The organism is Paracidovorax wautersii (genome assembly GCF_031453675.1).
GTDB lineage: Bacteria > Pseudomonadota > Gammaproteobacteria > Burkholderiales > Burkholderiaceae_C > Paracidovorax.
Map to the genome: position 1 here is coordinate 2,949,268 of NZ_JAVIZX010000001.1, position 22,673 is coordinate 2,971,940.

24 protein-coding genes are annotated in these 22,673 nt (G+C 69.9%); 14 read left to right on the top strand and 10 right to left on the bottom strand.

The features are described 5' to 3' along the window. Positions 1–161 precede the first annotated feature (161 nt). The 8 genes from QE399_RS13335 (at position 162) to QE399_RS13370 (ending at position 5,701) form a co-directional block, all read left to right on the top strand. On the top strand, positions 162–515 hold the full coding sequence (locus QE399_RS13335) for a hypothetical protein (RefSeq protein WP_309829265.1): 354 nt from the start codon (positions 162–164) through the stop codon (positions 513–515). A 165-nt stretch (positions 516–680) separates the two neighbouring features. After that, on the top strand, positions 681–1,130 hold the full coding sequence (aroQ, locus tag QE399_RS13340; protein WP_309829266.1) for a type II 3-dehydroquinate dehydratase: 450 nt from the start codon (positions 681–683) through the stop codon (positions 1,128–1,130). Positions 1,131–1,138: 8 nt separating this feature from the next. Continuing rightward, a complete protein-coding gene (locus QE399_RS13345) occupies positions 1,139–2,023 on the top strand; it encodes an alpha/beta fold hydrolase (RefSeq protein WP_309832100.1) in 885 nt (294 codons plus the stop codon). A gap of 27 nt (positions 2,024–2,050) precedes the next feature. After that, positions 2,051–2,512: an alternative ribosome rescue aminoacyl-tRNA hydrolase ArfB gene (arfB, locus tag QE399_RS13350; RefSeq protein ID WP_309829267.1), complete on the top strand. Its 462-nt coding sequence runs from the start codon at positions 2,051–2,053 to the stop codon at positions 2,510–2,512. 147 nt (positions 2,513–2,659) lie between these two features. Further along, on the top strand, positions 2,660–3,511 hold the full coding sequence (locus QE399_RS13355) for a dioxygenase family protein (RefSeq protein WP_309829268.1): 852 nt from the start codon (positions 2,660–2,662) through the stop codon (positions 3,509–3,511). 73 nt (positions 3,512–3,584) lie between these two features. Next, positions 3,585–4,256 carry an alpha/beta hydrolase gene (locus tag QE399_RS13360; protein ID WP_309832102.1) on the top strand — a complete coding sequence of 224 codons (672 nt, stop codon included), beginning with the start codon at positions 3,585–3,587 and terminating at the stop codon, positions 4,254–4,256. 119 nt (positions 4,257–4,375) lie between these two features. After that, entirely contained in the window at positions 4,376–4,537 is a 162-nt protein-coding gene (locus QE399_RS13365) for a hypothetical protein (protein WP_309829269.1), read from the top strand. Positions 4,538–4,801: 264 nt separating this feature from the next. Beyond that, positions 4,802–5,701: a DUF3014 domain-containing protein gene (locus QE399_RS13370; RefSeq protein WP_309829270.1), complete on the top strand. Its 900-nt coding sequence runs from the start codon at positions 4,802–4,804 to the stop codon at positions 5,699–5,701. Between the two features lie 204 nt (positions 5,702–5,905). Here the strand turns inward: QE399_RS13370 and QE399_RS13375 are convergent, their stop codons facing one another. Next, entirely contained in the window at positions 5,906–7,108 is a 1,203-nt protein-coding gene (locus QE399_RS13375; protein WP_309832103.1) for an MFS transporter, read from the bottom strand. 139 nt (positions 7,109–7,247) lie between these two features. Between QE399_RS13375 and QE399_RS13380 the strand changes: the two genes are divergently transcribed. Both QE399_RS13380 and hmuQ read left to right on the top strand, forming a co-directional pair. Next, on the top strand, positions 7,248–8,312 hold the full coding sequence (locus QE399_RS13380; RefSeq protein ID WP_309829271.1) for an AraC family transcriptional regulator: 1,065 nt from the start codon (positions 7,248–7,250) through the stop codon (positions 8,310–8,312). Positions 8,313–8,396: 84 nt separating this feature from the next. Beyond that, positions 8,397–8,699, top strand: a complete 303-nt coding sequence (gene hmuQ, locus QE399_RS13385) for a heme-degrading protein HmuQ (protein WP_309829272.1) — start codon at positions 8,397–8,399, stop codon at positions 8,697–8,699. A gap of 7 nt (positions 8,700–8,706) precedes the next feature. On the opposite strand, the gene QE399_RS13390 is transcribed toward hmuQ, so the two are convergent. Next, the gene (locus QE399_RS13390; RefSeq protein WP_309829273.1) at positions 8,707–9,177 is read right to left on the bottom strand and encodes an Lrp/AsnC family transcriptional regulator; all 471 of its coding nucleotides are present in this window, start codon (positions 9,175–9,177) and stop codon (positions 8,707–8,709) included. Positions 9,178–9,281: 104 nt separating this feature from the next. Here QE399_RS13390 and mdeB point away from each other — a divergent pair, with 104 nt between their 5' ends. Then, positions 9,282–11,978: an alpha-ketoglutarate dehydrogenase gene (gene mdeB, locus QE399_RS13395; RefSeq protein ID WP_309829274.1), complete on the top strand. Its 2,697-nt coding sequence runs from the start codon at positions 9,282–9,284 to the stop codon at positions 11,976–11,978. 122 nt (positions 11,979–12,100) lie between these two features. Here mdeB and QE399_RS13400 read toward each other — a convergent pair whose 3' ends face one another. Next, positions 12,101–12,679, bottom strand: coding sequence for a TetR/AcrR family transcriptional regulator (locus QE399_RS13400; protein WP_309829275.1), 579 nt, complete (start codon positions 12,677–12,679; stop codon positions 12,101–12,103). Between the two features lie 97 nt (positions 12,680–12,776). Here QE399_RS13400 and QE399_RS13405 point away from each other — a divergent pair, with 97 nt between their 5' ends. Next, complete coding sequence (locus QE399_RS13405) at positions 12,777–13,244, top strand: nuclear transport factor 2 family protein (RefSeq protein ID WP_309829276.1); 468 nt, start codon at positions 12,777–12,779, stop codon at positions 13,242–13,244. Here the strand turns inward: QE399_RS13405 and QE399_RS13410 are convergent. Further along, a complete protein-coding gene (locus QE399_RS13410) occupies positions 13,225–14,184 on the bottom strand; it encodes a LysR family transcriptional regulator (protein ID WP_309829277.1) in 960 nt (319 codons plus the stop codon). The genes QE399_RS13405 and QE399_RS13410 overlap by 20 nt on opposite strands. Positions 14,185–14,311: 127 nt before the next feature. Here QE399_RS13410 and QE399_RS13415 point away from each other — a divergent pair, with 127 nt between their 5' ends. Continuing rightward, on the top strand, positions 14,312–15,307 hold the full coding sequence (locus QE399_RS13415; RefSeq protein WP_309829278.1) for a Bug family tripartite tricarboxylate transporter substrate binding protein: 996 nt from the start codon (positions 14,312–14,314) through the stop codon (positions 15,305–15,307). Positions 15,308–15,418: 111 nt separating this feature from the next. Continuing rightward, positions 15,419–17,059 (top strand): gamma-glutamyltransferase, encoded by a 1,641-nt coding sequence (gene ggt, locus QE399_RS13420; RefSeq protein WP_309829279.1) that lies wholly within the window; start codon positions 15,419–15,421, stop codon positions 17,057–17,059. Between the two features lie 101 nt (positions 17,060–17,160). On the opposite strand, the gene QE399_RS13425 is transcribed toward ggt, so the two are convergent. The 6 genes from QE399_RS13425 to QE399_RS13450 form a co-directional block, all read right to left on the bottom strand. Then, positions 17,161–18,015, bottom strand: a complete 855-nt coding sequence (locus QE399_RS13425) for a M90 family metallopeptidase (protein ID WP_309829280.1) — start codon at positions 18,013–18,015, stop codon at positions 17,161–17,163. Between the two features lie 4 nt (positions 18,016–18,019). After that, positions 18,020–18,814: a UDP-2,3-diacylglucosamine diphosphatase gene (locus QE399_RS13430; protein ID WP_309829281.1), complete on the bottom strand. Its 795-nt coding sequence runs from the start codon at positions 18,812–18,814 to the stop codon at positions 18,020–18,022. Between the two features lie 175 nt (positions 18,815–18,989). Continuing rightward, positions 18,990–19,496: a peptidylprolyl isomerase gene (locus QE399_RS13435; protein WP_309829282.1), complete on the bottom strand. Its 507-nt coding sequence runs from the start codon at positions 19,494–19,496 to the stop codon at positions 18,990–18,992. 34 nt (positions 19,497–19,530) lie between these two features. Beyond that, positions 19,531–20,115 (bottom strand): peptidylprolyl isomerase, encoded by a 585-nt coding sequence (locus QE399_RS13440; RefSeq protein WP_309829283.1) that lies wholly within the window; start codon positions 20,113–20,115, stop codon positions 19,531–19,533. Beyond that, positions 20,112–21,404: a L,D-transpeptidase family protein gene (locus QE399_RS13445; RefSeq protein WP_309829284.1), complete on the bottom strand. Its 1,293-nt coding sequence runs from the start codon at positions 21,402–21,404 to the stop codon at positions 20,112–20,114. Before QE399_RS13445 ends, QE399_RS13440 begins: the two co-directional genes overlap by 4 nt. Positions 21,405–21,502: 98 nt before the next feature. Continuing rightward, positions 21,503–22,606 (bottom strand): YybH family protein, encoded by a 1,104-nt coding sequence (locus QE399_RS13450; RefSeq protein ID WP_309829285.1) that lies wholly within the window; start codon positions 22,604–22,606, stop codon positions 21,503–21,505. Positions 22,607–22,673: the final 67 nt, after the last annotated feature.

Genomic DNA, 22,673 nt, shown 5'->3' on the forward strand with positions numbered 1-22,673 from the left:
CGGCCGCCGTTTACATCGCGAAACCAGGTGAGCTACGTACGGAAACAATATAGCGGCGGGGTTGTGACATCCTTTCAGGCATCTGGAACGTTATGGAATGGTTCCAGGTACTTTGGGAGCGGCGCCGCAAGGCCCAGGCTTCCGCCCATAAGGAGATTCTCATGACCCAACGCCTTTCTTTCCGTGCCATGGCCGCCTCTGCCGGTGTGGCGCTGGCCTTGCTGGCCGCCTCCGGCGCAGCGCAGGCGCGTGACGTCAGCTGGTCCATCGGTGTGGGCGTGCCCGGCGTGGTGGTCGGTGCCGGTGGCGGATATGCACCGCCGCCGGTGTACTATGCGCCGCCCCCGCGCCCCGTGTACTACGCGCCCCCGCCACCCGTCTACTACGCGCCGCCTCCCCGCCCGGTGTACTACGCACCGCCCGTGGTGGTCGCCCCCTACGGTTACTACCGTGACGGCGGACGTCGCCATCACCACCACTATGACCGCGGCTACGGCCGCCGCGACTGGCGCTGATCGCCCGTCGCCCGGTAGACGGCAATCCATGGCGGCCCTTCGGGGCCGCTTGTCGTTGGTGAACCGCCTGCGGCGCGGCCCGCATAATTCGGGCTCTTGTCCGTGCGCGGGCGCGGCCCCTGGGGCGCAGCGTGTGCGGTGACCGTCCTGCTGGAGTGTTGCCCCGTGAAGAAACCCACCGTCTTCGTTCTCAATGGCCCCAATCTGAACCTGCTCGGCACGCGCGAGCCGGCCGTGTATGGATCGCAGACGCTGGCGGATGTCGAACAGCTGTGCGCCGCTGCGTGCGAGCGCCACGGCTTTGCGCTGCGCTTCCACCAGAGCAACTACGAGGGCGCGCTGGTGGACTGGATCCATGAGGCCGGCCGGCTGCAGGCCGCGGGCGAACTGGCCGGCGTGGTGCTCAATGCCGGTGCCTACACGCACACCAGCGTCGCCCTGCTCGATGCCGTGAAGGGCACGGGCGTGACGCTGATCGAGCTGCACATCAGCAACGTGCACGCCCGCGAGAGCTTCCGCCACCACTCCTACATCGCCGGCGCCGCCAAGGCCGTGCTGTGCGGCTTCGGCGTGCAGGGCTACGGCCTGGCCATCGACGGGCTGGCGGGGCTGTGACGGCGACCATGCAGGCGCAGGGCACCGGCGATTCCCGGATCATCGCCCGTCTGGAAGCAGAGGCCGAGCGCCATACCACCCCGTGCGGCGCGGCAGGCGATACCGTCTGGCACGCCTGGGGCGATGCGCGGTCGCCCGAGCCGCCGCTGGTGCTGCTGCACGGCGGCAGCGGCAGCTGGACGCACTGGGTGCGCAACGTTGACGGCCTGGTGGCGGCCGGGCGGCGCGTGTGGATTCCGGACCTGCCGGGCTTCGGCGCGTCGGCCCTGCCGGACGGCGGTAGCGATGCGGATGCACTGGTCGAGCCCCTGGCCGACGGCCTGCGGTCCCTGTTCGGCCCCCAGCCCTGCGATCTGGTCGGGTTCTCGTTCGGCGGCATGACGGCCGGGCTGTTGCTGGCGGCCCACCCCGAGCTGGCGCGCCAGCTGGTGCTGGTGGGCGCACCCGCCATGGGCGTGGTGCCCAAGCGGCAGTTCGAACTCAAGGCCTGGCGCCATCTGCCGCCCGGCCAGCAGCTGGACATCCACCGCTACAACCTGGCGGCGCTGATGCTGAACGACCCGTCGCTCATCGAAGGCCTGGCGCTGGAGCTGCACGTGGCCAACGTGGTGCGCGACCGCATGCCGCGGCGGCGGCTGGCGCACACCGACATCCTGGCGCGCTCGCTGCCGCAGGTGACCTGCCCGGTGCACGCGATCTACGGCCAGGGCGATGCGCTCTACAAGGAGTGGATCACGGCGCTGGAGGCCGCGTACGCCGCCGTCACGCCTGACCTGCAGGGCTTCGCCCTGATCCCCGATGCCGGCCACTGGGTGCAGTTCGAGCGGCCCGAGGCTTTTCTGCAGGCTCTGCTCGACGCGCTGGCGCAGGGCGCGCAGCGCCTGCACGGCTGAGCTGGCGCACCGAGCGCTGCCGAACCCATGGACGACGCCCCCGGCCGCCCCAAGGCCGCGCCACCGCCCCGGCGCGCATCCACCGCCGCGGCTGCGCCGCAGGTGGACGAGCGTGAGGTGGAATGGACGGCCATGCGCGCCCAAGGCGCGGGCGGACAGAACGTCAACAAGGTGTCCAGCGCCATCCACCTGCGCTACGACGTGCAGGCCTCGTCGCTGCCTGCCGATGTGAAGGAGCGGCTGCTGGCGCTGCGCGACAGCCGTCTCACGCAGGAGGGCGTGTTCGTCATCAAAGCCCAGCAGTACCGCACGCAGGAGGCCAACCGGCTCGACGCGCTGCAGCGCCTGCAGGCCGTGGTGGACAGCGTGGCCCACGCGCCCCGGGTGCGCCGCGCCACGCGGCCTACGTACGGATCGCAGCAGCGGCGGCTGGCGTCCAAGAGCCAGCGCTCCGACATCAAGGCCCTGCGCGGCAAGCCGCGCGACTGAGTGGCCGGCCGCGGCCGCCTCGGCCGGGCCGAGCGCCGCCTGCAGCGTTGATGGGATTGGATCGGCTCGCGCAACAATCTATCCGCTGGTGGCCTCTTGGTGCCGGCATGTGGCGCTCCTACATTCGAAGAAACCCAAGAAACTGCCATGCCTGCACCGAACGCCACCCCCACTTCTGTTTCTGCCTCGGCGCCCACCGCCACGCCGGGGGCGGCCACCGTGCCCGCGCTCTTCGTCTCCCACGGCGCTCCGCTGTTCGCGGTGGAGCCCGGCACCACCGGCCCCGCGCTTGCGCAGTGGGGCGAGCGCCTGCGCGCGGCCCACCCGGGCCTGCGCGGCGTGGTCGTCATGTCGCCGCACTGGATGGCACGCGGCGCGCAGGTGATGACCGGCGCCCGGCCGGCCACGTGGCACGACTTCGGCGGCTTTCCGCCGGCAATGTACGAACTGCAGTACCCCGCCGCCGGCTCGCCCGCGCTGGCGCAGCAGGTGCTGCAGCGGTTGGCGGATGCGGGCATCGCCGCGCAGGGCGACGAGCGCCGCCCCTTCGACCACGGCGCCTGGGTGCCTCTGATGCACCTGTTTCCGCAGGCCGACCTGCCGGTGGTGCAGGTGGCGCTGCCTGTGGGCGCGGGCCCGGCCGAGGTCTATGCCCTGGGCGCCGCACTGCGCGGTTTGCGGCAAGAGGGCGTGCTCGTGCTCGGCACCGGCAGCATGACCCACAACCTGTCGGAGTTTTTCGGCGGCGCGCGCGAGCCAGCGCCCTATGTGGTCGAATTCTGCCGATGGGTGGAATCCGCCGTGCAGCGCGGCGACCTGCCGGCGCTGCTGGACTACCGGGCCCGGGCGCCGCACGCCGCACGTGCGCATCCGTCAGAAGACCACTTCCTGCCGATTTTCTTCGCGCTGGGCGCGGCAGGCGATGCGGCGCGGGCGGACTACCTCAGCCGCGAGGTGATGTACAGCATGCTTGCCATGGATGCCTTCGCCCTGCATTGAAACCCCTTGGTTCCGTGGCCGCCCGCCGCGTCCTGTGAACCGACCGACTGACTGATGGATGGACCGCTTGCCTATGCTGGACCTCGCCCTTTCTTCCCTTCACCGCCCCGCCTCCGCCGACGCGGCCCAGCCCTGGCTGCTGGTGCTGATGCACGGCGTGGGCAGCAACGAGCAGGACCTGTTCGGACTGGCGCCCTACGTGCCTGCGCCGTTCCATGTGCTGAGCCTGCGCGCGCCGTACCGCATGGGTCCCAACGCCAATGCCTGGTTCGCCTTCAGCGTGAACCCTGACGGATCGCGCAGCATCGACGAGCCGCAGGAGGCCGCCAGCCGCGCGCTGGTGGCGCAGACGGTGGACAGCGCAGCGCGCCAGCTGGGCGTGCCCGCCGAGCGCGTGGTGGTGGGCGGCTTCAGCCAGGGCGGCATCATGTCCCTGTCGCTGCTGCTCACGCGGCCGGCGCTGCTCCATGCGGCCTTGGTGCTGCACAGCCGCTTGCTGCCCCAGGCGCTGCCGCAGTCCGCACCCGCCGAGGCGCTGCGCGGCAAGCACCTATGGGTGAGCCACGGCCTGCAGGACAACGTCATTCCGCTGTCCAGCGCCCATGCCATCCGCGACCATGCGGCCACGCTGCCGCTGGAGACGGTCTACCGCGAGTACCCCGGCATGCATGAGATCCGCCCGGCTGAATTGCAGGGCGCCATGGAGTGGCTGGACGGGCTTGCGCGGCAGCCCGCGGCGGCCTGAGAACGTATTGACGAGCTCGCAGGGGTCGCGTTGGAGCGCATCGGGATGGGTGTAGGCTGCGGGCGCACCACATGGGCTCTTGCCCATGCAAGCAGCCGGGGCGTCAAGGCGTCTTTCCTGTGGCCCGATTTCGCTCCAACCCGAAGGGCAGCGGCGTGGGTGGGCGGTCTGCGGCGTGGCGGCGCTGGTGGATAGCCGAGCTGTCCACTGCGCACCGCGCCTTGCATCCCATCCCGTCCACGCCGCTGCGCAACCCCTGGGAACTCGTCAACACGTTCTAACTGCGATCCATCCGCGACCCGGCCGGGCGGCGGCCGCACGCAGAGCTGCGGGGTAAGGCCGGTAACGCTGTGTACATGCGCCGGTTTTGAGGCAAATCGGGCGGTAGCATAGGCGTGATAAGCGCCAGCTGCTATCAAATTTGATAATGCCGTGCGGAAGCCTCAGAGGGCAGGAACCCTGCGGCGGTTTCCGGCTCGCACGTTGAGGCCCAACGCTCTGGCCCATCCCGCGCTCCTCGACTGCCTGTGAAAGGAACCCCGCCCATGCCCGAACGCGACCCTGCCGATTACCGGCCCCAGCCGCCCTCGTCGTCGTCTTCCTGGATTGCGGCCGGCGTGGTGGCCGCGGCCGTGGCGGCTGGCGCCGCCTGGTGGTTCTGGTGGCGGCCGGCGCACGCGCCCGAGCCGCCCGTGGCCGCCGCCCCCGCACCCGCTGCGGCGCCGGCAGCGTCCGCGCCTGCGGCCGTGGCCTCGGGCCCGCAGAACCCCATCGCTGCGCAGGCCGATGCCGAACCGCTGCCCGCGCTGGGCGAATCGGACGCCCGGGTCGCCAAGGGCCTGAACGATCTGCTAGGCGCGCAGAAGGTGGCGTCGTTCCTGCAGATCGACGGCTTCGTGCGCCGCGCCGTCGCCACGGTGGACAACCTGCCGCGCGCCCAGGCACCGTCGCGCATGTGGCCGGTGCGCCCCGCGCCCGAGCGCTTCACCGTGGAAGGCCCGGCCGATGCGCAGACCCAGACCATCGCCCCGGCCAACGCCGCGCGCTACCACGCCTTCGTGGCCTTCGCCGAGGCCGTGCCGATGGAGGGCGCCGTCACGCTCTACACGCAGCTGTACCCGCTGTTCCAGTCCGCGTACGAAGAGCTGGGCTATCCCAAGGCGTATTTCAACGACCGCCTGGTGGCCGTGCTGGACCACCTGCGCGCTGCGCCCGAGCCCGCTGGGCCGCTGCTGGTGCAGCTGACCAAGGTGCAGGGCGAGGTGCCGTCGACCCGGCCGTGGGTGCGCTACGAATTCGCCGACCCGAAGCTGGAGTCGCTCTCTGCCGGGCAGAAGATGCTGGTGCGCATGGGGCCCGACAACGCCCGGCGCCTCAAGGCCGTGCTGGCGGATCTGCGCAAGCGCGTGGCCACGGGCGATGTGGCGCACCGGGCGGCGCAGTGAAACGGCGCGGCGGCCGTGCGCTGAGGCACGGGCGCTGCCAGGCCGCAGGGCGGCACGGGCCAGATCCCTTGCACCGCACCGCGGCTGCTTCAAAAAACATAGCTGCTTGCGCTTGCCAGTCAATGGATTCGAAGTGATATCGCTTCGAATCGACCAAAAATAAAGCGCAGTCAGCTCTCTTTTCAGGAGTGCCTGCCAGGCCGCTCAGCCCTTCGCCGGCCGCGGCCCGTGGCGCAGCGTGAGCAGCCCGCCCAGCGCCAGCGCCACGCAGGCGAACGCCGGCCCGCCCAATGCGCCGATGTGGTCCACCAGCAGCCCGCCGCCGATGGCGCCGCTGGCGATCGCGATCTGGAACGCCGCCACCAGCAGGCCGCCCGCGCCCTCGGCCTGGTCCGGCGCGGCGCGCACGATCCAGGTCTGAAAGCCCACCGGGAAGGCGCCGAACGCAAAGCCCCACAGCGTGACCGCCACCGCCGTGACCGCGGCCGATTGCCCGCCCACCAGCAGGCTGGCCGCCAGCAGCACGATCAGCAGGGCGCCGCTGGCCACGGCCAGCCGCTCGCTGCGCCCGGCCAGCCAGCCGCCCACGAAGTTGCCGACGAAGCCGCCCAGGCCATAGCCCAGCAGCACGGCCGAAATGGCGCTGACCGACAGCTGCGTGACCTGCTCCATCAGGGGCCGGATGTAGGTGAAGCCGGCGAAGTGGCCCGAGATGACCAGCAGCACCGCCAGCAGCGCCACGCGCACCGGCGGGCGCTGCAGCAGGCCGCCCAGCACCCGCAGATTGGGGTTATCGCGGGACGGCAGCGAGGGCAGGGTGGCGATCTGCACCGCCAGCGTCACCACGCTGATGGCGCCGGCCGCGATGAACGGGCTGCGCCAGCCCCACAGGCTGCCCATCCACGCACCCAGCGGTGCGGCGCACACGGTGGCAATCGACACGCCCGCCAGGATGAACGACATGGCCCGCGCGAACACGTTCACCGGCACCAACCGCATGGCCAGCGCGGCCGACATCGACCAGAAGCCGCCCAGCGCCACGCCGAGCAGCACGCGCGCCACCAGCAGCGCCGGCAGCGTGCTGGCCAGGGCCGAGAGCACGTTGGACAGCAGCAGGAGCAGCGTGAAGGCGATCATCACGTGCCGGCGGTCCAGCCGCCGGGTGAGCAGCGGCAGCGACGGCGCGGCCACGGCGGCCACCAGCGCGGTCACGGTGACGGCCTGGCCGGCGGCGCCGTCGGTCACGTGCAGGTCGCTGGCCATGGCGGTGAGCAGGCTGGCGGGCAGGAACTCGGCCGTCACCAGCCCGAAGACGCCCAGCGCCAGCGAGGCGACGGCGGCCCAGCGGGCGGAATTGGCTCCCGGATCGGCCGCTGCGGCGGGGCCGCCGTCATGGGCCGTCTCCAGCGGGGAAGGGCAGGCGGCGGTGGAGCAGGAAGAAGGAGACACGTCGGGAAGGCCTTTGAACAGGTTCTTATGGTGAGCAGAATGCAGAGCGGCGATCTTAGAAATAAGATGCCGGCGTTTCCATGCCTGGATCGCCGAAATGTATGACCTTTTGTCCAACGCTTCTGCGGCGGCCGCCCCGTCCGTGCCCGCGCCCGAGGCCACCGCGGTTGCGCCTGCGCCGGTCCAGTCACCAACGGTGCCCGGCCCGCGCGACCTGCTCACCCAGATCCTGGTCGGGTTGCGGCTGGACGGCGTCGAATACGGCCGCAGCCAGCTGCACGCGCCCTGGGCGGTGCAGTTTCCCGAGCGGCGGGCGGCGTACTTCCACTTTGCCGGCCGCGGCAGCGCCTGGCTGCGCACCGGCGCAGGCGCAGGCGACTGGATGCCGCTGCAGCCTGGCGACGCCGTGCTGCTGCCCCACGGCAGCGCCCACGTGCTGGCCAGCGCGCCCGAGGTGCCGCCGATGCAGGCCGAGGCGCTGGCGCGCGTGGCCGTGTCCGAGAACATGTATCTGCTCGACGGCCATTGTGGCGGCGGCGCGGCGAACGCGAACCCCGCGGCCGAGGAGGCCGATGCCAGCCACGTGGTGTTCAGCGGCGCGCTGCGCTTCAACCTGGACCCGCTGCACCCGCTGATGGCCATGATGCCGCCGGTGATGCTGGCAGGCGACCTGGCGCGGCGCGACGCCACCGTGCCCGCGCTGCTGGAGGCCATGGAGCGCGAGGTGGCGCTGGACCGCATCGGCGCCTGCGGCATCCTGGCGCGGCTGGCGGACGCGCTGGCCTCCAGCATCATCCGCGCGTGGGTCGAATGCGGCTGCAACCACCCCACGGGCTGGATCGCCGCCGTGCGCTGCCCACGCATCGGCAAGGTGATCGCCGCCATCCATGCCGCACCCGAGCACGACTGGACCGTGCCCCTGCTGGCCGAGGTGATGGGGGCTTCGCGCTCCAGCTTTTCGGAGGCGTTCACGCGCACCATGGGGGAGAGCCCGGCGCGCTACGTGGCCAAGGTGAAGATGTTCCAGGCCCGCAAATGGATCGCGCAGGACGGCATGCGCATCGCCGTGGCGGCGCACCGGCTGGGGTACGAATCCGAGGCCTCGTTCAGCCGTGCGTTCAAGCGCGTGATCGGCCATGCGCCCAGCGGCGCGCGTGGCTGAGCTTGACCCTGTGGCCCAGAGGCCATCGCCGGGCGTGCCGGCGTGCACCCCGCACAATGGCGCGAACTACCCAGGAGTTTCCGCATGTTCATCGCCATGAACCGTTTCCGCATCGCCCCCGGCCGCGAGGCCGAGTTCATCGAGATCTGGCGCCAGCGCGACAGCCACCTGGCGCAAGTGCCGGGGTTCCGGTCGTTCGCCCTGCTGCAGGGCGCCACCACGGCGGATCACACCCTGTTCGCATCGCACACGGTGTGGGAAAGCCGCGCCGCCTTCGAGGACTGGACCCGTTCCGACGCCTTTCGCGCGGCGCACGCCGGCGCGGGCGCCCAACGCGATATCTACCTCGGTCCGCCGCAGCTCGAACTGTTCGACGCGGTGCTGTGAGCGCTGTTCAGCGCGCCGCCGGCAAGGGCAGGGCCGTCTTGTAGCGCACCTGCTTGAGCGCGAAGCTGGAGCGGATCTTCTCGATGCCCGGGATGGGCGTGAGCTGCTCCACGATGAAGCGCTCCAGCGCGCCGATGTCGGCCAGCGCGACGCGGATGAGGTAGTCCGAGTCGCCGCTCATCAGGTAGCACTCCATCACCTCGTCGTGCTCGGCGATGCGCCGCTCGAAGTCCGCCAGCGCCTCCTTGGCCTGCGACTTGAGGCTGATGTTGATGAACACGTTCAGCCCCAAGCCCAGCGTGGCCGCGTTGGCCAGGGCCACATAGCGCGCAATCACGCCGGCCGCCTCCATCGCCTTGACCCGCGCCAGGCAGGGCGAGGGCGAAAGGTGGACCCGCCGCGCCAGCTCCACGTTGGAGAGCGAGCCGTCGGCCTGCAGTTGGGCCAGGATGCGCAGATCGATGGTGTTCAGCTTCATGTGCTTCAGTGTAGCCAGATGGCGGCATAAAGTGCTGCGAATGCGGGTTTTCCGCAGCGCTTTCCGGATGCTCATGCCGGGCGCGTGTGCCTACAGTGCATGGCATGAACGCTCCACTGCCCCTGCACGCCCTGGCCGCGCCGGCCGCCGATGCGCCTGGCGCGCCCGCCGATGCCGATCCCCAGGAAACCGCCGAATGGCGCGACGCCTTCCTGGCCCTGACCGCGACGGCCGGGCCGGAGCGTGCGCGCTTCGTGCTGGACGAGCTGGCCCGCATGGCCCGCGCCCAGCGCGTGGGCTGGCAGCCCGATCTGAATACGCCCTACGTCAACACGGTGGCGGCGCAGGCGCAGCCGGCCTTTCCGGGCGACCTCGCCATCGAGGAGCGCCTGGCATCGCTGATGCGCTGGAACGCGCTGGCCATGGTGGTGCGCGCCAACCAGGCCTATGGCGAACTGGGCGGCCACATCGCCAGCTATGCCAGCGCGGCCGATCTGTTCGAGGCCGGCTTCAACCATTTCTTCCGCGGCCGCGAGGGCCTGGGTGAGGGCCAGCACCGGGGCGATCTGGTGTTCTTCCAGCCGCACAGCGCGCCGGGCGTGTACGCGCGGGCGTACCTGGAAGGGCGTTTGACGGAGAACGACCTGCAGCACTACCGCCAGGAGATTGCCGCGCCGGCCGCCGGGGCGCAGGGGCTGTCGAGCTATCCGCACCCGTGGCTGATGCCCGACTTCTGGCAGTTCCCGACGGGCTCGATGGGCATCGGCCCCATCAGCAGCATCTACCACGCGCGGTTCATGCGCTACCTCACGCACCGCAACCTGCTCGACTGTGAGGGCCGCAAGGTCTGGGGCGTGTTCGGCGACGGCGAGATGGACGAGCCCGAGAGCATGAGCGCGCTCACGCTCGCAGCGCGCGAGGGGCTGGACAACCTCGTCTGGGTGGTCAACTGCAACCTGCAGCGGCTGGACGGCCCGGTGCGCGGCAACGGGCAGATCGTCGACGAGCTGGAGCGGCTCTTTGCCGGCGCGGGCTGGAATGTGGTCAAGCTGCTCTGGGGCAGCGACTGGGACGGGCTCTTCGCCCGCGACCTCACCGGCACGCTGGCCCGCACGCTGGGCGGCACGGTGGACGGGCAGATGCAGACCTTCGCTGCCAAGGACGGGCGCTACAACCGCGACCACTTCTTTGGCCAGAGCCCGGAGCTGGCCGCGCTGGCCCAGGGCCTGACGGACGAGCAGATCGACCGCCTCAAGCGCGGCGGGCACGACCTGGTGAAGATCCACGCGGCCTATGCGGCGGCGGCCGCCCACCAGGGCCAGCCCACGGTGATCCTGGCGCACACCAAGAAGGGCTACGGCATGGGCGCGGCGGGGCAGGGCAAGATGACCACGCACAGCCAGAAGAAGTTCGACGAGACCGACCTGATCGAATTCCGCAACCGCTTCAACCTGCCGCTCACCGACGCGCAGGCCACCGGCCTGTCGTTCTTCAAGCCGGCCGAGGACAGCCCCGAGATGCAGTACCTGCGCCAGCGCCGCGCGGCCCTGGGCGGCGCGCTGCCGCGCCGCGAGACGGTGTGCGACCCGGTGCCCGTGCCGGCCATCACCCAATACGCACAGTTCGCGCTGCAGGCCGCGGGCAAGGAGATGAGCACCACCATGGCCTTCGTGCGCATGCTGGGCACGCTGCTGAAGGACGGCCAACTGGGCCCGCGCATCGTGCCCATCGTGGCGGACGAGGCGCGCACCTTCGGCATGGCCAACCTGTTCAAGCAGGTGGGCATCTACAGCAGCCTGGGCCAGCGCTATGCGCCGGAGGACATCGGCTCGGTGCTGAGCTACCGCGAGGCGCTGGACGGCCAGATCCTGGAAGAGGGCATCAGCGAGGCCGGCGCCATCGCCAGCTGGACGGCCGCGGCCACCAGCTACAGCGTGCACGGCCTGGCCATGCTGCCGTTCTACATCTACTACTCGATGTTCGGCTTCCAGCGCGTGGGCGACGCCATCTGGGCCGCGGCGGACCAGCGGGCGCGGGGCTTTCTGCTGGGCGCCACCTCGGGCCGCACCACGTTAGGCGGCGAGGGGCTGCAGCACCAGGACGGCACCAGCCACCTGGTGGCGGCCACCATCCCCAACTGCAAGGCCTACGACCCGGCCTACGCGGGCGAGCTGGCCGTGATCGTGGATGCCGGCATGCGGGAGATGCTGGTCGAGCAGCAGGACGTTTTCTACTACGTCACGCTGATGAACGAGAACTACGCCCAGCCCGACCTGCCGGCGGATGCCGCCGAAGGCGTTTTGCGCGGTTGCTATATATTTAATAGCTACTCGCGCTTGTCAGATAAGGGTGAAGTGCCTGTTTCATCTGAAACGTCTGCCAAGGCGTCCGCGGTGACGCTGCTGGGTTCCGGCGCCATCCTGACCGAGGTGGTGCAGGCCGCGCAGGCCCTGGCCGCCGAAGGCGTGCAGGTGACGGTGGTGAGCGTGACCAGCTGGAGCGAGCTGGCGCGCGACGGCGTGGCCTGCGAGCGCCGCCTGCTGGAGGGCGACGCCCCGGCCGGCACGCCTTGGCTCGCCCAGGTGCTGCAGGGCACGCGGGGTCCGGTGATCGCCGCCACCGACTACGTGCGCGCCGTGCCGGAGACCGTGCGCGCCTTTGTGCCCGAAGGCCGCCGCTATCTCACGCTGGGCACCGACGGCTTCGGCCGCAGCGACACACGGGCCGCGCTGCGCAGCTACTTCGGCGTGGATGCGGCGAGCGTGGCGCGCGCCGCGCGCAGCCTGCTGCAACGCCCCTAGGACCCGCGGGCAAAACCTGCCTGGCGCTGGTTTGTGACCAGCCGTGCGAGCCGTGCGGCCTGGGTAGTGGAGGCGCCCATCAAGCCCATCTCACGATCGGGCAACGTGCGCGCTGGGCTCTTTTACCGGTTGCGATCGACCAGCGCCACCGCGTGCTCTAGCGCCTGCAGCGCGGCCTGCGGGTTGCCGTCGAACTGGGCGTGCACGATGGCGCCATCCACCGCCAGTGCGAGGACCTGGGCATGCGCTTCCCGCTGCGCTGAGGGGGGCAGTAATGCGGCGATGCGGTCCGCCATGTCCTGCTTGTGCTGGCGGGTGTGCGCGTCCACCGCAGGCACGGTAGCGCCCAGTTCCGCCGTGGTGTTGAGGAAGGCGCAGCCGCGGAAGTCCGCATCGCCCAGCCACTCGGCCAGCGCCGGCACCAGCGCCTGCGGGCCATTGCCATGGCGCTGCAGCGCCGCGTCGAACCATGCCATCCAGCGCACATGGCGCTCGGCCAGAAAGGCCTCGACCAGGTCGTTCTTGCTGGGAAAGTGCCGGTAGAAGGTCACCTTGGTCACCCCCGATTCGGCAATCACCCGGTCGATGCCGGTGGCGCGCACGCCGTCCCGGTAGAACAGGGCGTAGGCCGTCCACAGGATGCGCTCGCGCGCGGGCAGATCAGGGGTGGCGGCGGGGGCGGTGAGGGGTGCAAGGGGCATGGTGCGATTGTAGACAAGTCTGTCTACATCGGCTACATTGCGGATGTAGACAGACCTGTCTACATTGTTCTTCCCTGTTTTTGAAAGGCCCGCTGCCATGACCTCGACCCCTCTCGTCCCTCCCTTCACCGAAGCCACCGCCCTGCTCAAGGTCCGCATGGCCGAAGACGCCTGGAACAGCCGCGACCCCGACCGCGTGGCCCAGGTCTATACCGAGGACACGCGCTGGCGCAACCGCGTGGACTTTCCCGTGGGCCGCGATGCCGTGCGCGAGCTGCTGCGCCGCAAGTGGGGGCGCGAGCTGGACTACCGTTTGATCAAGGAACTGTGGGCTTTCGGCGGCGACCGCATCGGCGTGCGCTTCGCCTACGAATGGCACGACGATTCGGGCAACTGGTACCGCTCGTACGGCAACGAGAACTGGGAGTTCAACGCCCAGGGATTGATGCAGCGGCGCTTCGCCTGCATCAACGACCTGCCCATCCCCGAGGCCGATCGCTTGTTCCACTGGCCGCTGGGCCGCCGCCCGGACGACCACGCATCCCTCAGCGACCTGGGGCTGTGACGCTGCCCGGGGCCGGGGCGGCCGTGGCCTGCGTGATGTGGTCCACGAAGAGCCGCACGGCCTCGGACGGGTGGTCGCGGCTCCAGACCACGCCCACCGGCCCGAAGCGGATGGTGCGGTCCAGCGGCAGGATGCGCAGGCTGCCCAGGCCCGCCTGGTACTCGGCCATGGCCTCCGAGCACACGCCCACGTAGTCGCCCTGGTGCACCAGGGCCTGCAGCGTGGTGATGGCGGCCGTCTCCACCTTGGGCAGCAGCCAGGAGGCGCCGCTGTCCAGCAGGGCGGTGTCCAGCTGCGAGCGCATCAGCGTGCCCTTGGGCGGCATGATCCAGTTCTCCTGCAGCAGGTCCGCCAGGCGCACCGGGCCGGCCGTGTCCCAGAAGCGGCTGGCGCGGCCCACCACCAGGCAGACGTTGTCCTCGAACAGTTCGCGGTGCTCCAGCCGCGCCTGGTAGGCCCGCGAGTCCAGCGAGCCCACGACCACATCGAGCTGCCGGTTCTCCAGCCCCTCCAGCAGGTTGCCGAACGGGCTCTCCGACACGGTGACCGAGATGTACGGATGCAGCGCCTGGAACTGCGCCAGCGCCTGCGGCACGCCACGCGCCACGCCGGCCCAGACGCTGCCGATGTGCAGGCGCGCGCTGCGGCCCTCGGCCACCGCGCTCAGCTCGGCCTGCGTGCGCGAGATATCGCCCAGCACGCCCACGGCCAGCCGCTTCATGATGACCCCGGCGGGCGTGAGCTGGATGCGCCGCCCGCGCGTCACCAGGGGCATCCCCACCAGCTCCTCCAGGTCGGCCAGCCAGTGCGACATGGCCGACTGCGTCATGTGCATGCGCACGGCCGCTTCGGTCAGCGTGCCGGCCTCGTCCAGCACCAGGAACGACTCCAGGTGCTTCACCTTCAGCCGCCGGGCCCAGGCCACGTGTTCGTAAGACATGAGTGAATGCTAATGGATCCATCGGGCGAATTCGCTGGTGCGCGGCGGCCGGGCTCCGAATAATCGTTGCAGGAGCCGGCATCGCCCCCGGCCGTTCGTCCATCGATCCTCTGGAGACCCGCAGACTATGAACAAAACTTCTTATCTGGCCGGCTTGGCGGCCACCGCCCTGGCATGGGCCCTGGGCAGCGCGCCGGTGGCCGCGCAGGACGCTGCAGCCGGCTATCCCGGCACCCGCCCCATCCGCCTGGTGGTGTCGCAGCAGGCCGGCGGCAGCTCCGACACCGTCGCGCGGCTGTGGGCCGAGCACGCCGGCAAGGCATTGGGCGCGAACATCGTGGTGGAGAACAAGCCCGGCGCGGGCGGCATCATCGCGGCGCAGCAGGTGCTGGGCCAGCCCGCCGACGGCTACACGCTGATGTTCGGAGGGGTGTCGCAGATGGTGCTCAACAAGTTCGTCTACAAGCCGCTGCCGTACGACCCCGAGAAGGACTTCACCGGCGTGGGCATGCTCAGCACCGTGCCCTTCGTGCTGGTCGCCAACCCCGAGACAGGTTTCAAGTCGCTGGATGACCTGGTGAAGTACGCCAAGGCGCACCCGGGCGAGCTGAACTTCTCCTCGTCGGGGCTGGGCAACTCCACGCAGCTGGCGGTGGAGCTGCTGCAGAAGAAGCTGGGCATTGCCATGACGCACGTACCCTTCAAGGGCGAGCCCGACGGCCTGATGGCCACCATCGGCGGCCAGACGCAGGTGATGGCCCCGGTGGCCGGCACCGTGCTGCCGCACATCAAGAACCGCAAGGTGGTGCCGCTGGTCGTGCTGGCCCCTTCGCGCCTGGCCGAACTGCCCGACGTGCCCGCCGCCAACGAGTTGGGCGTAAAAGACTTCGACACCATGGGCTGGAGCGGCATCGTCGCCAAGGCCGGCACGCCGCCCGCGATCATCGCCAAGCTGCATGAAGGCACGCGCGCCTTCCACGCCAGCGCCGAGGTACAGGCCAAGCTGCGCTCCATGAACGCCATCCCCATGGCCGGCCCGGCCAGCCAGCTGATGGAGGTGACGCGCCGCGACACCCAGGCCTGGGGTCCGACGCTGAACACGCTGAACCTGAGCGGCAAGTGAGCGGAGGCCGGTGCGCCGGCCCCTCCTTGCCGCTCCCTTCCTGTGGCCTTGGCCCCGCCCGTGCCACCCTTGGCTGCAGCGGGGCGCTTCCCTTTCCTGAAAGAACCTTCCATGCACTCCAAAGAAGCCATGGTGTCCTGCGCGCAGCCCGAGGCGGCCGAGTCGGGCATCGAGATCCTGCGCGCCGGCGGCAATGCCGCCGATGCGGCCGTGGCCACCGCGCTGGCCCAGACCGTCGTGGACCCGCTGATGTGCGGCATTGCCGGCTTCGGCACGGCGGCCGTGTACATGCAGGGCGCCGGCGGCCCCGCAGCCCATGAGTATTTCGACTTCCATGCGCCGGCCCCGCTCGCCTGCCGCGAGGCCATGTGGGCCGACCTGCTCGAAGGCGAGACTAAGGACGGCTTCGGCTTCATCCTGAAGGGGCGCGTCAATGACATCGGCCCGCAATCCATCGCCACGCCGGCCACGCTCAAGGGCCTGGAGGCCCTGCACCGCGCGCACGGCCGCCTGCCGTGGAAGGAGGTGGTGGCCCCTGCCATCGCCTGGGCGCGGGAGGGCTTCTTCGTGCGGCCCGGCATGCACGCCTTCTGGATCGACGAGCCCAGCATGGGCCGCGTGAGCAACCTCGACCGCCTGCGCCACAGCGACGAAGGCCGTGCGCTCTACTGCCGGCCGGACGGATCGCCCAAGCCCATCGGCACGCCGCTCGCCAACCCCGGCATGGCCGCCGTGCTGGAACAGGTGGCGCAGGAAGGCATTGCCCCGTTCTATGAAGGCGAGCTGGCGCGCCGCATGGTGGCGCATGTGCAGTCGCTGGGCGGCCTGCTCTCGCTGGAGGATTTGCAGCGCTACGCGGTGCGCCGCGTGGCGCCGCTCGTGGGCAGCTACCGCGGCCGCATGGTCACCACCAACCAGCCGCCGGGGGGCGGCGCCATGCTGCTGCAGATGCTGAACATCCTGGAGCAGTTTCCACTCGCGGAGATGGAGCACAACGGGCCTGCCTACCTGCGCCTGCTCAGCGAGGCCATGAAGAAGGCCACGATCGACAAGGACCGCCACATCGGCGATCCGGCCTTCGTGCAGGTGCCGCTGGACGAACTGCTGTCCAAGGACGGCGCCGCACGCGTGGCCGCCGCCATCCGCGCCGGCGAACGCTTCCGGGTGGAGCGCGTGAACCCGGGCGCCCCGGTACCGCGCGACACCACGCACCTGAGCGTGGTGGACGGTGACGGCAACTGCGTGTCGATGACGCACTCGCTGGCCATGCCGTCGGGCGTGATCACGCCCGGCATGGGCTTCTTCTACAACGGCTGCATGGGCGTGTTCGACCCGCGTCCGGGCCGCGCGGGCAGCATCCAGCCGGGCAAGAGCCGCTTCACATCGTCGTGCCCGAGCATCGTGTTCTGCAAGGAGGGCCGGCCCGAGATCGTGCTGGGCGCGCCGGGCGGCACGCAGATCGCCATGGGCGTGCTGCAGGTGCTGCTGAACATGATCGACCACGGCATGGGCATGCAGGAGGCGGTCTCAGCGCCGCGCTTCTCGTCCACCAGCAATTCCATCGACGTGTGCAACCGCATTCCGCGCCACGTCACGCGCACGCTGCAGGCCGACGGCTACGAGGTCTTCCGCAACCCCTACAACTACACCATTGGCTGGGTGCACGGGGTGCAGATCGGTGCGGATGGGCGCTTGCACGGCGGGGCCGACCCGGGGCGGGACGGCGTGGCTTACCGGACGGCGGTGGCCTGAGATCGTAAATACGTTCTGAGGGATCGGCAGGCGCCGATGCCTGGGGCCAGCCCGCGGCGTCTGCGACTGGGCGCGACGGCCGTCCCTCTGGCGGGCGCCGGTCAGGCAGGGCGGCGGAAGAAGGCGTCCAGCAGCGGCGCCAGCGTGGGAAACTCCTGCGCAAAGCGCTCGCGGCTGACGAAGTAGGCCTCGCAGGCCACCGCGAAGAACTCGGCCGGTGCGGTGGCGCCGTAGGCATCCAGCCAGGGCCATTCGCCGCCGAAGCGCTCGGCGATGATGACGCGTTCGCGGAAGGCCTCGTAGGCGGGCTCCCAGGCGGCAGCCCACTGCGCGCGCGCGCCCCGGGCGTCTCGCGCGCCCAGGAAGCCGGCCGGCAGCGGGGGAAAGCCGTCGGCGCCGCCGTTGCGCATGTCCAGCTTGTGCACGAACTCGTGCACCACCACGCTCGTTCCGCTGCCCGTCGCCTCGTCGGCCACAGGGCGCCCGGCGCCGTCCACCGCGGGCCAGCTCAGCATGACCGGGCCGCGTTCCATGGCCTCGCCCAGCAGCACTTCGTCGTAGTCGTGCACCACGCCGGCCTCGTCCACGGCCTGCCGGCGCGCCACGGCCTCGCCGGGGTGGACGACGATGCCCACGAAGTCGTCGTACCAGGCCAGTGCCTCGGCCGGTTCGCCCCAGTGCAGCAACGGCAGGCAGGCCTGCGCGGCGATGGCCACGGCCATGGCGTCGGTCACTTCCAGCCCGTGGGCGCCGGTGAATTCCTTGCGCTGCAGGAACAATGCGCTCAGGGCCCGGAGCTTGGCCTGGTCGTGCAGCGGCAGGTCCGCGAGAAAACGGTGGCGTGACAGCGTCTGCAGCCACAGCGTGGCGGGAATGTCGGGTACGGGTGCGATCGTCGATCGCACGCGGCGGGAGAGTTTGTGCAGCAGGCGGGTGAGGGCGGAGGCAGGGGCCATGCCGCTATCTGGGGACGAGGCTGATGCGTTCCAAGCCCGCCGCGGTGAGACGCAGCGCGCCAGCCCGCGGAGGCTGTGCGGCCAAGTCCCAGTCGGTGAGTACGTGCCGGGTCAAAGCGGTGCCGCCCGCCTCGCCCAGCGTATGGTCGGCGGGCAGATGCGTGTGGCCGTGGATCAGCGCGGGGGCTTCTGCAGCCTGCAGCCACTGCAGCGCGGCGGCGGTGTCCACGTCGCCATAGAAGCCCGTGCCGGACTGTTTGCGCGCCTCGCTCTCGGCGCGCACGCTGCGGCCTTGTGCGCGGCGTTCGGCCAGCGTACGGGTGAGCAGCTGCGCCTGCCACTGCGGGTTGCGCGCCACGGCACGGAATTTCTGGTATTCCACATCGTCCAGGCACAGCGCATCGCCGTGGCTGAGCAGCCAGCGCTGGCCGGCGAACACGAGCACGGTGGGGTCGTCCAGTACCGGGATGCCGGTGGCGGCGGTGAAGCCGGCACCCACGAGGAAATCGCGGTTGCCATGCATGAAATACAAGGGGATGCGCGATGCCGCACGGCGCAGCACTGCCGTGATCGACTGCTCGAAACTGCCGGGTTCCTGGAGGGCATCGTCTCCCACCCAGACCTCGAAGAGGTCACCGAGCAGGAAGACGGCGTCCGCGGGTGTGTCGTGGAGGTAGCCGGTAAAGGCCTCCACCGTGGCGGGCTGCTCGGCTTCCAGGTGCAGATCGGAAACGAAGTCCACCGTGCGCCAGCCGGCGGGTGCGACGAACTCTCGGACGTCTGGCGCGAGCATGCTCATGACAATGCGGGAGTGGGAGTGCGTTCGCGCCCGGCCTGTGGCCTCTCACCCGCGCGGCGCTCGGATGGAAAGGCCGCGGAGCAAGCCACGCCAGCAGACGCCGCAGAACCGGCGGATGTGCCGGGCTGCGGGCGTCGTCCCCATTGGGGGAGGGCGCGAAGCGACTCAGGGGGAATCAGACCACCACGGCCTTTTCGATGATGACGTCGTCCTTGGGCACGTCGTCATGGAAGCCCTTGCGGCCGGTCTTGACGCCCTTGATGGCGTCCACGATTTCCGTGCCCTTGACCACCTTGCCGAACACGGCATAGCCCCAGCCCTGTGCGGACGGTGCGGTGTGGTTCAGGAAGCCGTTGTCGGCGACGTTGATGAAGAACTGCGCCGTGGCCGAGTGCGGGTCGCTGGTGCGGGCCATGGCCACGGTGTAGTTGGCGTTCTTCAGGCCGTTGTTGGCTTCGTTCTGGATGGGGGCGTCCGTGCCCTTCTGGTTCATGCCGGGCTCGAAGCCGCCGCCCTGGACCATGAAGCCGGGGATCACGCGGTGGAAGATGGTGTTGTCGTAGTGGCCCTTCTTCACGTAGGCGAGGAAGTTCTCGGTGGACTTCGGTGCCTTCTCGGCGTCCAGTTCCAGCGTGATGACGCCGTGGCCGGCGATGTGGAGTTCGACTTGCGGGTTGCTCATGGAGGGTCCTTTCAGAACACGTTCGGAGGAGAGATCACTTCACCAGGGTGGCCGAGGTGATGGTGACGGGAGTGGTCGGCACATTCTGGTGCGGACCCTTGTTGCCGGTGGCCACGGCCTTGATCTTGTCGACCACCTCCGTGCCGGACACGACCTTGCCGAAGACGGCATAGCCGTAGCCATCGGGGTTGGGCGCGTTGAGCATGGCGTTGTCCTTCACATTGATGAAGAACTGCGAGGTGGCCGAATTCGGGTTGGCCGTGCGCGCCATGGCGATGGTGTACTTGTCGTTCTTCAGGCCGTTGCTGGCCTCCAGCGGGATCGGCGTCTTCGTGGGCTTTTGCTGCATGTCGGCCGTGAAGCCGCCGCCCTGGATCATGAAGCCGTCGATGACGCGGTGGAACACCGTGCCGTCGTAGTGCTTGTCCTTCACATACGCCAGGAAGTTGTCCACCGTCTTGGGCGCCTTGGCCGGGTCGAGCTGCACGACGATGTCGCCGAGCGTTGTGGAGAGCCTGACCTTGGGGGTAGCCTCCTGGGCTTGCACGCCTGCTACGGAGAAGATAGCTGCAAGCCCAATGCTGGCAAGCGCCAGCGTTGTTTTTCGTTTGGAAATCATCCAATCACTCCTTCGAAGAATATCTGCCACTGCTTGCCCTTGCGGATCCAGTACTGGCGTTTGACCGGGCCGGTGCGCGCACCTTCGGCCACTTCGCCGAACGTTACCACCATGGTCTCTGCAGAGTCCGTCCAGCGCAGGTAAGACTTGTCCTTGAGGTGTAGTTCCCGGCCACCCAGCGCGCGGGTTTCGGCTTCCAGCGTCGAGGTCCACTGGGCCAGGGGCAGGCTCTTGTAGCTCTGGAAGTCGGGGGCGTAGAAGGCCAGCAGCCGCTTCATGTCGCCCTGCGACTTGGCTGCGCGCCATCCATCCAGCACCGCCTCGAAGGCCTTGCGGTCCGCCTGCACGCTCTGCGGCTGCACCCACTGCAGCTGCTTGGCGATCACCACCGGCGTGGTGCGCGGCTCGACGGTGCGCAGGATGCGCTCCAGGTCGGGGTTGGCCAGCGCCAGGCAGCCGTCGGTGGCCAGCGGCGCGCGCGAGAACTGGTCCGGGGGCGTGCCGTGCAGCCAGATGCCGCTGCCCGTCTTGCCGCGGCTTACATCCAGCGGGTTCGGGTAGTTGATGGGCAGAGCCCCGGCGCCGTAGAAATCCTTGAGCGTGGCGGGATCGAGCCGGCTGGTGATGTAGTACACGCCCAGCGGCGTGCGCTGGTCGCCTTCGACGAACTTCTCGATGCCGAGCTTGCCGACCGACGAGTAGTAGTCGGCGATCAGCTCCAGACCGTTGGCGGTGTTCTCGAACAGGTACAGGCGCGAGCGCGAGGCGTCCACGGCGATGGCATGGCGCGAGCGGGGCGACAGCTCCAGGAACTGCGCCGGAATCGCGCGGGCATGGGGCCTCACGCGCAGTGCGTCCGTACGCTGGCGCGACTCGGCCCGCAGCTCGGCCAGCACGTCGCTGGCGCCGGCCGGTGGCGGCGCATCGTTCTGCGTGGGTACATCTCCCAGCTGCTTGAGCGGGCGGACGCGGGCGGCCAGCAGGTCGCCGAGCGCCAACTGCGCCAGCTGGAAGTTGGGGTGCTCCCGCGCCAGGGACTCGGCCTTGGCCAGCGCCTCGCGGGTCTTGCCTTCGCCTGTGAGGCGGTAGACTTCCATCAGACGCTGCTCGGCCTGGCCGTCGCGCAGCGGGGCAGGGCGGGGAGGTGCCTTGGCTGGGGCCTGGCGCTTGGTCTTGGCGAGGTTGCGGGTCTTCTCGCCCTGCGCGTGCACGGCCCAGGGGGATGCCAGCAACGACAGCGCCACACCCGCCGCAACCGCGCGGCTCCAGTTGAACAATCCCACGGACATGCGCGGTCAGGAAGCCCGGTCAAGGCCCTGGCGGGCGGAGCCGGCCGGGCCATGATTGCGTACGGCGGGCACCTGCAGGCCCGCGATTCGGTGTGCCATCAACCGCCCGTGGCCTCGCGCACGATCGTCCAGCGGCCGCCGTTGTTGACGAGATCCAGCGTCTTGCGGCTGGTCACGTTGTAGCTGCCGGAGCTGTAGCCCTGGCGGAAGCGCGCCTGCGCCTTGTTCCCGTCGACGCTCACGCGCAGATCGTTGACCGTGACATTGATCTTGGCGCGGCCGACGATGCGATCGCGGCGCTCTTTCTCCCAGGCGGCGCGCGTCTGCTTGCCCCCCGGGTTGAAGCTCTTGTCGTAGGCGCCCAGGTAGCCGGACATGTCCTGGCTTTCCCAGGCCGTGGCCCAGGCGCGGACCGCTTGCTCCACGTCCTTCTCGGCAGCAGCGCTGGCGCTGGCCGCTGCAGGAGCAGGCGCGGGAGTCGGTGCGGTCGCCGGAGCGGGAGCTGGGGCGGGCGTGGGAGCAGGCGCCGGTGCCGGGGGGACTGCAGGTGCGGGGGCGGGTGCTGCGGCCGGAGCCGGAGCTGGAGCAGCCTTGGGCGCGGGAGCCGGCGCAGCAGCCGTACGCGTGGACGTTGCCGCGGCCGGTGCTGCTGCGACGTTCGTGCCGGCCGCCTTCGGGCCGGTGGAGAACAGGTCGCGGATCAGCGCAAGCTTGGGGCGCAGCGTCGTGGCATTGGAGGCGTCGAGCTGCAAGGCCTTGTTGTAGGCCTGGCTGGCGAGCTTGGCGTAGATGTCGCCCAGGTTCTCGTGCGCGGTGGAGTAGCTAGGGTTGGTGCGGATCGCCATCTCGAGCGCCGTACGCGCCTTGTCCAGCTGGTTCTGGTTGGCGTACAGCACCGCGAGGTTGTTGTAGGGCTCGGGCAGCTCCGGATACTCTTCCGTCAGCTTGGTGAAGGTGGCGATCGCGTCGGACTGCTTCCCCGAGTCGGCCTGTGCCACGCCGCGCAGGAAACGCAGCTGCGGGTCGCGCGGGTTGGCGGCCAGGCGCTGGTCCGCCTTCTGCAGCGCTTCGGCCGCCTTGCCAGACTTCAGCAACTGGGTGATGTCGGCGTAGTCGTCCGCGTGGACGAGCGGGGCGCCCAACAGGGCCGACAGTGCGAGCAGTCGCAGAAGATAGGGAAGGGTGCGGCGTGCGTGCGTCATGTGGCGTGCTGGAAGGTTGGTACGGTGTCAAGCCGTAACGGGCGCTTATACTGCGGCGATTGTAGCT